The sequence below is a fragment of the Vibrio lentus genome (genome assembly GCF_030409755.1).
Lineage (GTDB): Bacteria > Pseudomonadota > Gammaproteobacteria > Enterobacterales > Vibrionaceae > Vibrio > Vibrio lentus.
The window spans coordinates 1,641,082-1,653,866 of sequence record NZ_JAUFQE010000001.1 but is presented as its reverse complement, the minus strand read 5'-3'; the positions used below and the strand labels follow the sequence as shown (position 1 = coordinate 1,653,866).

Below are 12,785 nucleotides of genomic sequence, written 5' to 3'. Positions count from 1 at the left end.
CCTAATTAATAAGTCCTTGTATGGATTTACTTTAATTAAGAACTTAGAAGCTGCCGAATACCTATTTATCGCGAGCCTATAACCTTAAGTTATAGGGTGAGTATGGCTTTTCAATGAAGCGATAAATTGCTTAACGGAAATAGATTGAGGGGTGTGCTCTGCACAAAGCATCGATACCGAGAATTGGATATCCGGCTGCAGTGAAAGCACGTAAACCGAGTCGTCATTTTGATACTGCTCTGCCGTCCACGGATCGACAATCGCAAAGCCTGCTTGGTACTTAACCAGTTCCGCCGCCGCGCTGTATCCACGTACAGATATCGGATGGTGATAATGCTCATCTCGCGCAATCAAGCTTTGGTGGAGCAGCAACCCCAGTGGGTCACGACTATCAAGTCCGATGATTGGCAACGGATAATCGATCAGGTCTTCAAGAGTTAATTCTGCGGGCAAGTGTTCAACCGTATTGGCTGGCACTAAAGCCTTGAGTGATTCGGTTAATAGCATTTCACTTAATATGGCAGGCGGTGTTTCATCGCCAAACGCGATGGCAATATCAAGCTCATGCTTTAATAATCCAGCACAAAGTTCATCACGGTTTGCTGTTAGTAACTCAAAAGAGAGATCTTGTTCGCAAGACATTTGGGCTATTACTGGTGTCAGCAATTTGGTCGCCAGTATCGGCGGCGCACCAATACGTAAATGCTGATGGCCTTGCTTCACTTTGTTGGTCAGAGATCGAAATTGCCCCAGCTGTTGATAGACCTTTTCTGCTTCTGGCAGCAAGGTTTTCGCTTCAACCGTAGGCACCAATCGCCCTTTGACACGCTCGAACAATCCAAAACCAAGTTGTTGCTCTGTATGCGCCAAAATACGAGTCACATTAGGTTGTGACACATGCAGATTACGTGCGGCTCCAGATACGGTTCCGGTCTGCATAATGGCGTAGAAGACTTCCAACTGTCTTAGGTTCAAATTGATGTCCTTATGGTTCGCGAAAAAAATCTAGGGTTTGGCTTTTCTTGTATGAGTTAAGCTGTTTATCGGTCTAGCTATCTATTTAGCTTTTTTCGTGAGTCTATTTCAGTAGCTCAGTTACCGTAGGTTGAAGAACCTCAGCCCAAGCTTGGTAAGCCTTCGCATTCAAGTGTAAGTCATCACACGAGTATTCATTCGACAAAAGCTTGTTAGGTGACAATACTGAATTCACATCTAAGAACGTAATGCCTTGTTGAGTGCAGTACTCGCTTACTTTGCTATTGAGCAGTTCCACTGAAGGGTTTAAACCTTGCAGTTTAGAGCCGACATAAAGCGTTGATTGCACCAAGATTCGAATATCATTTTCTTGCCACACTTTAAGCATATCAACGTAGTTCTGGTAGATATGGTCGACATCATAACCCTGCGCTAAATCGTTTATCCCAGCCATAAAGCACACCAACTTTGGCTTCACATTCAACGTGGTATCAATACGGCGCAACATGCCAGTTGTGGTGTCACCCGCTAAGCCACGATTGACCATCGAAACATCCCGAAAAATATCCGCCCAAGGTGCCCACTCGGTGATCGAATCACCAAACATGACTAAGTCTGCATTCGGAGAGAAATGTCGATGATTATCTGATGTCATGATGTAACGACTCATGCTGTGGCCTCGTTGCTGAATCTCAGATTGGATTGAAACTGCTTTGAGGATTTCGCTATCCGGTGTAGTGCTATCGAACTGAGAAAGTACACCTTCGATATGCGGTTTTAATGGGCTAAGGCAAGTGCTCAGTTGGTGGTGTTCTTTAAGGGAAGACAGCCTCTCTAGCAATGCATACAGAGAGCGGTTTTGACCAACTTCTTGGAATAACTGATACAGATCGAGGACAGGGTGTTGTTGCAGCGCCGCAAGTAATTGCTTGTCTTCCATGGTGTTATCTAACCCTTCAATTCTCTGATGATGAGCTCAGATAATATCCGATTGCTTACGGGATAGATAACACTATAAGTCGAGAATTACTTTTCTTTAATCAACAAGTGATTACGGTTATCACGGCTTTTCTTGATCAGCTCGTTGCTCTCATCCATTTCATCAGACTTTGCAAGGCGATCGTAAAGCAGCACATTCACTGTCGCGGCTAAATTCATGCAGCCAACCGTTGGTACGTACACAACGTGATCCGCTCTATCTGCAACATCTTGAGAAATAGAGCCGTCTTCAGGGCCAAAGATATAGATAGCGTTTTCTGGGTGTTTAAAACGCGGCAGTGGTGTTGCACCTTCTGCTAGTTCCACACAAACGATCTTGGTTTCAGAATCAAGGTTATCCAAAAACGACTCAACACCCGTTAGTGGGATGGTGCGCGTTGCACTCTTGGTATCGGTATGGAATTTAGCCGCTTTTTCGTAGCGTTGCCCTGTGTATTTAACTTCGTCGACTTGGTAACAGCCAGCCGCGCGCATAACAGCACCAACGTTAGTCGGGCTCTTTGGGTTAGTTAAACCAATAGTCACATGGCTTTTGTTCATGAATCTTTCTCACTTAACGAATAGACATAGCAGGGTGCTACAAAGCGTCGCATTCTAACAAAGCAGCGCCGAATTCAAAAGCATCGAAGTAATCTCACTTTTTCTTTCTTAAGCCCCTAGTTGCAAGGCATCTCTCATAAAAAACCTAACCACTATCATATTTATAAAACAAAAACATTCTAGGGTAACAATTAGACAACAAGTCCATTTACATTTTTAAATCACATTAATAATGTGGTCAAAACCGCATTGAACAATTGCACAGGAAGCGCTAAATGACCCTAACCATCAAAAACCGCCTTTATATACTCTCTTTCATTCCCTTGTTACTAATGGCAATTGGGATGATGAGCGTGACTTATATGAAGAGCACCGAGCTAACCGCACAACAAGTAGAATCGACGCGTAGCAATATGATGGCGATGAAAGAAAAGGAACTCAAAGCATACCTACAAATGGCCTACTCCTCGATCAGCCCATTTTTAGATAAAGGGGCAACACTAGAAGAAGCCTTACCAACACTCAAAACTCTAGAATATGGTGAGTCTGGCTATATTTTTGGCTACGACTCTAAAGGCGTTCGAGTTGTTGTTGGTCAAAACAGTGATGGTATTGGTAAAAACTACTACGACCTTCAAGACAAAAAAGGCAACTACTTAATCCGCGACCTTATCAAGAACTCAAAGCTTGGTGAATTCACTACCTACTACTTTCCAAAACTTGGTCAATCAGAAGCTCTACCTAAGCTCAGCTATTCAATTTTCATTCCGCAGTGGGATTTAATGCTCGGCACGGGTTTCTATACCGATGATATCGACGCGGTGATTGCTGAAATGAAAGAGAGCTCAAATGTCGCACTGCAAAGCTCACTCACTGCCATCGCTATTTTCTGTGGTTTGATTGCACTTGTAGTGGCGGTTTTCGCTGTCGCCGTGAACCGCACTATCATGCAACCACTCGAACAATTTGATCGCTCGATTAGCGCTTTTGCTAGCGGTGAGGCCGATTTAACAGCTCGTATGGAACATTTCAAAGCGCCAGAGTTCACCAAGCTCAGTGAGAACTTCAATGCCTTTGTTGCCAGCCTGCAAACCATCATTCGAAGTGTTAGTGATGTTGGCCAGCAAGTCGTATCCGAGACCACCAGCATGTCTTCTCGTGCCGCACAAGTTGATGAAATTGCAACAGGTCAGCGCGAAGAAACAGAGCAAGTGGCAACCGCTATGACGGAGATGACCACGACAGCACAAGAGATCTCAAGCAATGCTAGCCAAGCAGCTGATTCAGCTAAACAGGCAGAAACTAACGCTAAAGAAGCTCAACAGATTGTCAATGCTGCTGCAAACTCGGTTGCAGGCCTTGCTAGTGAAGTATCAGAAGCGAACACCGTGGTATCAAGACTCGAAGGTGATGTACAAAATATCTCGTCTTCACTGACAGTCATTCAAGACATTGCAGAACAAACCAACTTATTGGCACTGAATGCTGCGATTGAAGCCGCACGTGCAGGTGAACAAGGGCGTGGATTTGCAGTGGTAGCCGATGAGGTTCGTAAACTAGCAAGCCGTACTCAAGAAAGTACAGGTGACATCCACAAAATGATTCAGCAGTTAAAAGCCGCTTCAGATGCCGCCGTAAAAGCCATGGATTCGAGCCAAAATCGAAGTGCTCAAACCGTGGAAGAAGCGAATGCCGCAGCCGCTGCACTGGCGAAGATCCAAGCATCGATTGATACCATCATGGACATGAACTCGTTAATTGCTACTGCGACGGAGCAACAAAATATTGTTGGGCAAGAGATCTCGCAGCGCATTGTAGTTATATCCGATCAAAGCTCGCAATCGGCATCACTCGCAAATCAAAACCGTACGGGTAGCCAAAACCTAAACACCCGCGCCAATGAGCTATACCACTTGGTGGATCGCTTCACGGTCTAGACCATTTACGTTCGATTAAATAACAAGTAAACGCGACAAAAAGTTAAAAGCTTTTTGTATCAAATGCAGTCGGGCTTCAGAATCATCATTCTGAAGCCCGATTTTTTATCTAAGGATGTTTGAATAAAAGGAATCACGCTGAGTAGAACCTAAGATCCAACTTCAGCCTTAATGCAATCTTGATTCAGCGGGCAATCTTGACACTTTGGCTTAGGGTTACAAAACTGCTGGCCATGTTCGACGAGTAAGCCATGATAATAACCGTACTTTTTTGTATCCGGAGGAATCACGTTTTCCATTAAAGCTCGAAATTTTTCATACGATTTAGGGACATCCAACCCATTGCGAATGAAGATCCTTCTCGCGTACGCATCAATCACAAAAGATGGCTTACCTATCGCATACACCAGAATCGCGTCGGCGGTTTCGCCACCAATTCCTTTGACTTCCAGTAGCTCTTTACGCAGTTGATCCTTATCCTGAGCACGAACGGCAGAAATATCGTATTGGTATTTCGCAAACCACTCAGTCACGGCCTTAAGCTTAATGGCTTTCTGATTGTAGTAGCCACTCGAACGAATCTTTTGAGCAAGCTCATCGATCTCCATATCTGCAACTGACCTTGGATTACACTTATCGCCCAAATTAGTCAGTGCTTTCTCTGCATTCTTCCAATTAGTGTTTTGAACCAAAATAGCGCCTAAAACGATCTCGTAAGGATCGTTCCTTTGCCACCATTCAAAATAGCCATAGTGCTGCTCAAGTGTATCGAACACACTGAGTATCAGTTCATTTTGGCTGACTAAATTATGATGACTTGGCGTCATAGAACTAATCCAATTGCTCAGATAGAAAATCGACTAACAAGCGAACCTTTGAAGACAGGTTACGGTTCTGCGGATAAAGTGCCCAGATCCCCTCCTTGTCGTCTCGATAATCAGACAGCACCTCAATCAACTCTCCCGAATCAAGATCTTCACTCACGTAGTACTCTGGCAACTGAACCAAGCCAATGCTCTGTTTTGCTGCATCTAGTAAAGCTAGGCCACTATTACACTTGATTCGTCCATTAACACGAACTGAGCGAGGGCGACCATTTTCTTTAAAGCGCCAATGTTCAAAGCCACCCACTAAACATTGATGGTGACTCAATTCAGAGAGCGTATGCGGCTCACCATAGCGTTCAATGTATTCAGGGCTGGCACATACATAGAGTTGGCGTTGAGAGAGCTTCTTAGCCACAAGGCTTGAGTCTTCTAAACGACCAAGACGAATCGCCACATCAACACCGGAATCAATAAGGTCGAGCTTTTGGTTAGTCAGCATTAGCTCTAACTCTACTTGTGGGTGAAGCTTTAAGAACTGGTGAAGTATCGGTGCAAGTTGGCGCTCTCCATAAGTCACGGGGGCCGTCACTTTCAACAAGCCTTTCGGTGTGGATTGCATCTGCGTGACTGCAAGCTCAGCAATTTCTAAGCCCTCAACCAGCAACTTACACTGTTGATAATAGAGTTGCCCCGCCTCTGTTAGAGAAACCTTACGAGTCGTTCGATTGAGTAGTTTCACTGCGAGGCGCTCTTCGAGGTTTGCGACTCTGCGACTGATTTGAGCCACCGACGTAGCGAGCTTCTGCGCGGCACCAGTAAAGCTTTCACGCTCTGCCACTGCAACAAACTCACTTACCCCTTCCCAATTGGCCATACCTTTACCCTATGCTGAACTTTGGTTACCCATACAGTGTATTGAAGATAGATATCAGTGTCACCTTGCTTGATATGCGCTGCGCATAAATTTTCGCCACCTACAATCGGCCAAAATCATTCCAACCAACTGCTGACATTTCTCATTATTCCTTACCGAACACTAACAAAATCGTCGTCTCCCCTGACACTCCTCCTACCACTTCATTGATATGTTGGTTCTGTACCGGAACACAGGTACTTCAACAAAGTAAGGTACTCCTATGAAAAAATTAATCATACTTGCATCAACTCTTGTACTCAGCACCACGGCGTTTGCAGCAACCAAAACAACGATTCAAGAAACAACGCTAAAATCTGATACATTTGTTACTGAAGCGGAAGCATACGATGCAGGAACAAACCTTATGGATGAGCTAAGCGCAAAGACACCTTTTGAGCTTTCTAGAGAACTGCCACAGTTCCAACAAACAACAAAATACGATTCGTTCAAGATTGATGACGCGAATATGGAAGTGAAAAAAATCACTAACATGAGCGGCGACATCCATTACCAAGCGAACGTAAAAGTTGACTACCGTTACACATACAAAGACGGTCGTAGCAGCTAACACCGAATGATTGATCAGTTCTAAAAACCGATCACGCATCCAAAAAGAAAGCCCGTACTCATTGAGTACGGGCTTTTTTGTCGTTCAGTGCTAGTTAATAGAATCCAGAACGAGCAACCATTGGCAGATCATGTTTATCAGCTTATTTTAAATAATTAAACTTCAAATTGAGAAACAAGGCTATCAAGCGCTTCACATTGCTCCGCCAATGCCATGCAAGCATTCTCAGCGCTGCTCGCCATTTCAACCATTTGCATCGTGCTTTCTGCTATGCGTTGAACATTCTTATTCACTTCTTCAGACACTTGGGACTGTTGAGAAGCCGAAGTCGCGATTTGAGTGTTCATTTCGTTCATCATACCGATAGAGTTACGAATCTCGCTCAAAGAAGACGCCGCAGTACCCGCCTGAACAATGGTTTTCTCACCGCTAACTTTGCTTTCGTTCATCACGCCAACCGCTTGCTTTGCGCCCACTTCAAGACGCTCGATCATCGATTGAATTTCACCCGTACTGTCTTGTGTTTTACTTGCTAAGGCTCTTACTTCATCCGCAACAACCGCAAAGCCACGACCTTGTTCGCCCGCACGTGCAGCTTCAATAGCCGCATTCAATGCCAATAAGTTAGTTTGCTCGGCAATACCTCGGATTACGCCTAAGATTGACGCTATATTTTTCACATCACTATCGAGTTCATGAACCACGCCACTCGCGTTTTCAATGTCATGTGCTAGACGTTCAATTGAACTCACTGTTAAGCCCAAGGTTTTATCCGCTGATTCCACTTCACGATTAGCCGTGTTGCTCGCTGAAGCCGCTTCTAATGCATTGCCACTTACCGCTTCACTGGTCGCTTGCATTTCATGAACAGCCGCAGCCACCACCTCGCTCTCTTTCTGTTGGTTCGATGAAAACTCAGCAACGCCTTGTGTTAGAGATTTGATGTTTTCCATCTCTGCACGTACAGCATTAGAGGTGATAATAACCTGCTCGATTGTCACATGGATTTTGCCAACGAATTGGTTAAATGCAGAGCTAAGACGCGCAATTTCATCACTGCCTTCTACGTTCATACGCTGAGAAAGATCGCCATCACCAGATGCAATTTCAGCCATGGCTTTTTCTACATTTTGAATCGGCTTAACTATAAAACGATTCGACAGCCACAGCGCAAAAATAGCCGCTAAGATCGCAACACCCATGCCTATTTCGATGATCATCTTGCTTGATTCAATCGACTCGTTGGCTTGCTTGCGTAACTCAATTTGCTTAGCTTCAATCAAGCTACGTACTGAACGAAGCTGTTCACGAATGATCGCAAATTCTGCATCCAAAGCTGGCGAATAGTCGATATTGTATTGGTGAGCATTCTCTGGATCAGCAAACAGCGGTTCGTGTAACGCAACCCACTTGCTCATCGCATCCACTAACTTAGTAACCTCTCCTCGTGAAGAAGGATCGAGCACTCCTGCAGAATAAAGCGTTAACACACTTTCAAAGCGAGGAACGGCTTTGTAAGCGTTGTCTTTAAACTCAAACTTTTGGTAATCAATCGCGGCTTGATCTTTTGCTAACAACAGGCCTTGAGCAGACGAAATGACTTGGTAGATATCGCGATAACCATCTTCCAGATTATCCAATACCGGCTGAACCACATTATTCAACTCGTGGTTGATAGCAGCTTGAGCGTTAGATTTGATAACGTTCAAAACCGTAACTGTAGAAAACACAATAACAATCACCATTAGCGGGATCGCAATTTTACTCTTAATAGAAAGGTTGTTGATACTCATAGGGGTTAATAACCACACAATAGATAGGGACTCCCGCATAATATACCGTACAAATATTAAGACACGCTATGAATTTGTGAAGCCTCTCTCAAAGCAAACGATGTCGCCCAATTGGTTGACGTTTACTTAACGAACAACCAACGATGCGGATACAGTACACGCGTTTTTTATGTACTTATTTGCTACTTAGGAACGCTATTACTGGAGAAGTGTGAGAAATAGCACCATAATGTACGGCTCAAAAGTAAATAGGTATAAACATGAAAATTTGTGGCGTTGAAATCAAAGGTAATGATGCAATCATTTGTCTACTTTCTCTTTCTGATGGCGTATTTAACATTCCTGATTGTCGCGTTTCAAAAGTCGCAATTGGCGATGCAAACGACACGCAAAACATGAAAGATTTTCAATTCTCTTTCGCAAAACTGATGGAAGATTACCAAGTAGATAAAGTGGTCATTCGTCAGCGCCAAACTAAAGGCAAATTTGCTGGCGGCGGCTTCGGCTTCAAACTAGAAGCAGCAATTCAGTTGATCGATGGCCTAGATGTAACGGTTGTGTCACCAGCTGACATCAAAGAAAGCCTTAAGCGCAACCCTCTTATGATGAAGTTCAAAGAGACTGGCCTTAAGCAATACCAAGAAGCACCGTTTACAACGGCATACGCTTGCTTAATGCAACGCTAATCCATAGTCGCTAAAATGCTATTGATAGAGAAAGAGCCTGTTATTACAGGCTCTTTTTTATATTCTGTTTCGGTAAGCGTTACACAACGATAACCGTAATTAAGGTGCCTAAAGCCGCTAGGCTAAACGAAATCAGAGCCATTCCACCACCTATTACGGTACCGATGACAGGAATGACGCTAGCTACTACAATAATGGGGCGCAGTAATAGAAAAAAGCCCGCCCACATAAACACAAACCCTCCCAAACGCAACGCCCAAGTCGCAAACGTGTTTTCGCTATGAGCCTTTTCAAACATCTCATCTTTAGTTTTCACACCATATTGCAGCAAACTCAATGGGCCATTTTTAGTATTCCAAGCACGAAACCCGTCCTCAATCTGCTGAGCCACAATGGAGACGACTGCAGGCTCAACAATATGAAAAGTGACCTTCATATCTCCGATATTTGGTGCATCCGGATCACTACCTATGTAGTACCCTTGTTTATCTTTAGTTACGTGACCATATACTTGCTCACCAACCAACAAGTCTGAATCAGCCTTAATTCCCACGTATCGACTCATCATACGAGAGAGCTCATACGGAAATTCGAAACCACCAAAACGCATATTCTCAGCATTATAAATTGTGGTTTTGAAAGCCACTGATTCAGGATTACGATACTGTTTTTGCTTAAAAACCGTCGAGTCTCGCAAACGTTCTGACCAAACCTTGCGATAAGTGTAAGTTGTAACTTCTTTCTCTGTCCCATCAGACAATTTTTGCATGTAAGTTCGACGAGACTCTTTCCATTGATACACCTGAACTCTTCGTTTTAAATGGATACCAACGGCTTTAATACCGAATTCGGGGTCCACCAAGGTGTCCTTTGTAGTAGCTAAACCATGAGTATGAACCAACTTCTGATTGTTGTTCCAATCACGCTGATCAGATGCAATAGAAATAGCGGCTTTCTCTCCTTGCTTAAGCACTTTTTCACGATGGTCAGAACGATGCTCATTGGCATATAGAATAAATAGAGCAAAAGAAATCAGAAATACACCAAAACCCAAATCACTAATAGAAGCCTTCACTCTTTGGCTCCAGGTTCGTTCTTTGATTACCGAATACTCTTGTCCATCACCGTCATAGCATTGTGATTCGGAATACATATCCTCATTAGTGTCAAAGCTTGGCTCTTCGCTATTGGAGCTATCATGGTCAGTCATTGGTTCCCCTAGTCATTAATGCAATACATTATTGAGTACTAGTACTCAATAATGTCAAAAAAATGCCCATATCAACATCCTAGATATGGGCACCCATTCGCATTATAGAGTATTAACACATAAGAACAAGGTTAAATAACGAACAAACTATTACTATAACTTATTGTTCATATACGAAATAAGACTACGACCTAAGGCTAGATCCACCGTATCTTGTGCTTCCACTTTACCGATATTATTCGCGAGTACACCAGTTAGACGAGTCACCGCTTTTGTAGTCGCTGCAGCAGAAACAGGTGCTAATGCATTGGTCATAATAATATGCAGGCATTCACGGAAAATCTGATTATCATTCAGCGACTGCTTCCATGAATCGAGAAAAGAATCCCTGTCAGTAAAGTCCAACAACTTAGTTGCTTGCTGGAATACTTGCCCTTCTAACGCATAGGCAAATTGCATCTTATTAGCGTAATAACGTTGTAGAGATGACTTGGTTATCCCCATTTCTTTGGCAATTCGATCATAGGTCACTGCATCCCAACCTTCTGTCAAAAACAGGTTGAGGATGCATTCATCGTACATCTTTCGCTTACGTTGTATCTCTTCAGCACTGACCCTTGCCATATGTCCTCTTGATATTAATTAGCTCGCTAGCGCTACTTTACACCGGATCTTATCCACACTGTTAACCTTTAACCTTGGTGATTAGCGCGATCTATTTAAAGCCGTTTGTTGTCGAAACTTAATCAGTTCAGGTTTCCTCACTACCAGATAAACCGCGGCGGCAGACAACGCAAAGCCCATTGCACCATAGATGTCGAACGACTCACCAAAGATAAGCCACGCTTGAATTGCAGTCGTCGGTGGAACCAAGTAAAACACAGATGCAACACTTGAAGAAGCGCCGTGCTCTACCATGTAAAGCAACAATAAGATGGCGATACACGATAGAACAATCACTAACCAAGCAAGGGTTAGCGTGAATTCGAGAGTCCAGTTCACTTGCATGGTTTCGTAACGCATAGCAAAAGGAAGGAACAATGCCGCCGATGCCAAATATTGAACCATCGCGCCACCTACCATATCTGTGCCTTTACAAAAGCGCTTCTGATACAAAGTACCGACCGTAATACCCACCAAAGAAACCAAACATAATAACGTTGCCAAGCCTTTTTGGTCGTCAGACTGCCATTCAATATTGCCCATCAATACCAAGCTAATTCCAGCAAAACCAAGCACTAAGCCCAGCCATTGTGCGAAATTAAAACGCTGTGAAGTACAGCTGATCATAATCAAGGCCGTCAGAATCGGTTGTAAGCCAACAAGTAGCGAACTCAACCCAGCGGGCATACCCATATCAATCGCAAGATAAGTGCCACCAAGGTAGAAACCATGAATCAAAATTCCGACCACACAAGCATGAAAGAATGCGCGACCACGAGGGATACGACGTTTAAGAATGGTAATTAAAACTAAGAACAGCGCCACGTTGGCCACCATCCTAAGTGAAAGCAATGTTGCGGGTTCGGCGTATTCCACGCCAAGGCGTGCGCCAACAAAGCCTGACGACCACAATATTACAAACACGAACGGAATCATTTTAATCAGCATTACAAACCTCTGGTCAACTCTTCATCAATGCTGTTACCTTAGTTGGGTACAGATAACTAAAAAATATCCGCCTTCTTAGAAGGCGGTTTTGCTTTATAACCCCCTAAAAGGGGGCGTCCGCGCTATCAGTTCTTCAATAACTGTAATTGTTGTTCATACTCTATGTCCTGCTTATCTTGGTGTCGTACATATCGCCGAATGACTTCTTCATTCACACCGACCGTATCTACAAAATACCCTCTAGCCCAAAAGTGATTTCCCCATAATTTCTTACGTATATGTGGGAATCTATTGAAAAGTCGAATTGCTGTTCGGCCTTTTAAAACTCCTAACAAACTCGATACTGATAACTTGGGAGGAATAATGACAACAAGATGAACATGATCTGGTTGAACATTTAATTCTAAAACTTCGCAGTCTTTCATATTGCACAAAATATAGATTGAACGATAAAGCTCCTTTCCTACCTTATCTTTCAAAATCTTATATCTGTACTTTGGAGTCCAAACTATATGGTATTTGCAACGCCAATAGACATGTGATGAACTTCTGTAATCGCCCATGTGGTTGTTTCCTCTTACTTGTGGTGAATAAGAGGTTACTTCTAACATGGGCACTTCTTCAGGCTATAGCCTCAAGGAACAATCACCACCGCCCTAGGCGGTGGTTTTGAGGAGCCAATAAAGATACAGATATAACACTTTAAATGGTTACAGATTAAAA

The 12,785-nt window shown here is 43.5% G+C and carries 13 protein-coding genes; 3 read left to right on the top strand and 10 right to left on the bottom strand.

Going from position 1 to position 12,785, the window contains the following annotated elements:
- Positions 1-84: 84 nt before the first annotated feature.
- From QWZ07_RS06970 to QWZ07_RS06960, 3 genes are all read right to left on the bottom strand, one after another.
- Positions 85-975: a LysR family transcriptional regulator gene (locus QWZ07_RS06970; RefSeq protein WP_192854112.1), complete on the bottom strand. Its 891-nt coding sequence runs from the start codon at positions 973-975 to the stop codon at positions 85-87.
- Between the two features lie 103 nt (positions 976-1,078).
- A complete protein-coding gene (locus QWZ07_RS06965) occupies positions 1,079-1,915 on the bottom strand; it encodes an SGNH/GDSL hydrolase family protein (protein ID WP_192854111.1) in 837 nt (278 codons plus the stop codon).
- Positions 1,916-2,001: 86 nt separating this feature from the next.
- Positions 2,002-2,514: an RNA methyltransferase gene (locus QWZ07_RS06960; RefSeq protein ID WP_099166997.1), complete on the bottom strand. Its 513-nt coding sequence runs from the start codon at positions 2,512-2,514 to the stop codon at positions 2,002-2,004.
- A 275-nt stretch (positions 2,515-2,789) separates the two neighbouring features.
- On the opposite strand from QWZ07_RS06960, the gene QWZ07_RS06955 reads away from it, so the two are divergent.
- On the top strand, positions 2,790-4,451 hold the full coding sequence (locus QWZ07_RS06955; RefSeq protein ID WP_192854110.1) for a methyl-accepting chemotaxis protein: 1,662 nt from the start codon (positions 2,790-2,792) through the stop codon (positions 4,449-4,451).
- A gap of 149 nt (positions 4,452-4,600) precedes the next feature.
- Here the strand turns inward: QWZ07_RS06955 and QWZ07_RS06950 are convergent, their stop codons facing one another.
- Both QWZ07_RS06950 and QWZ07_RS06945 read right to left on the bottom strand, forming a co-directional pair.
- Entirely contained in the window at positions 4,601-5,278 is a 678-nt protein-coding gene (locus QWZ07_RS06950) for an endonuclease III domain-containing protein (RefSeq protein WP_192854109.1), read from the bottom strand.
- A gap of 4 nt (positions 5,279-5,282) precedes the next feature.
- Positions 5,283-6,152, bottom strand: a complete 870-nt coding sequence (locus QWZ07_RS06945; protein ID WP_192854108.1) for a LysR family transcriptional regulator — start codon at positions 6,150-6,152, stop codon at positions 5,283-5,285.
- Between the two features lie 262 nt (positions 6,153-6,414).
- On the opposite strand from QWZ07_RS06945, the gene QWZ07_RS06940 reads away from it, so the two are divergent.
- Positions 6,415-6,762, top strand: coding sequence for a DUF3316 domain-containing protein (locus QWZ07_RS06940; RefSeq protein ID WP_017076504.1), 348 nt, complete (start codon positions 6,415-6,417; stop codon positions 6,760-6,762).
- 155 nt (positions 6,763-6,917) lie between these two features.
- On the opposite strand, the gene QWZ07_RS06935 is transcribed toward QWZ07_RS06940, so the two are convergent.
- Positions 6,918-8,555, bottom strand: a complete 1,638-nt coding sequence (locus tag QWZ07_RS06935; protein WP_192854107.1) for a methyl-accepting chemotaxis protein — start codon at positions 8,553-8,555, stop codon at positions 6,918-6,920.
- A 260-nt stretch (positions 8,556-8,815) separates the two neighbouring features.
- Here QWZ07_RS06935 and QWZ07_RS06930 point away from each other — a divergent pair, with 260 nt between their 5' ends.
- Positions 8,816-9,241, top strand: a complete 426-nt coding sequence (locus tag QWZ07_RS06930) for a DUF3010 family protein (RefSeq protein ID WP_017088295.1) — start codon at positions 8,816-8,818, stop codon at positions 9,239-9,241.
- A 79-nt stretch (positions 9,242-9,320) separates the two neighbouring features.
- On the opposite strand, the gene QWZ07_RS06925 is transcribed toward QWZ07_RS06930, so the two are convergent.
- The 4 genes from QWZ07_RS06925 to tnpA all read right to left on the bottom strand — a co-directional run bounded on the left by QWZ07_RS06925 (position 9,321) and on the right by tnpA (position 12,625).
- A complete protein-coding gene (locus QWZ07_RS06925; protein WP_192854106.1) occupies positions 9,321-10,451 on the bottom strand; it encodes a TMEM43 family protein in 1,131 nt (376 codons plus the stop codon).
- Positions 10,452-10,604: 153 nt separating this feature from the next.
- Complete coding sequence (locus tag QWZ07_RS06920; RefSeq protein ID WP_192854105.1) at positions 10,605-11,075, bottom strand: TetR/AcrR family transcriptional regulator; 471 nt, start codon at positions 11,073-11,075, stop codon at positions 10,605-10,607.
- Between the two features lie 81 nt (positions 11,076-11,156).
- Positions 11,157-12,062, bottom strand: a complete 906-nt coding sequence (locus QWZ07_RS06915; protein ID WP_192854104.1) for a DMT family transporter — start codon at positions 12,060-12,062, stop codon at positions 11,157-11,159.
- 125 nt (positions 12,063-12,187) lie between these two features.
- Positions 12,188-12,625, bottom strand: coding sequence for an IS200/IS605 family transposase (gene tnpA, locus QWZ07_RS06910; RefSeq protein ID WP_192854767.1), 438 nt, complete (start codon positions 12,623-12,625; stop codon positions 12,188-12,190).
- Between the last annotated feature and the right edge of the window lie 160 nt (positions 12,626-12,785).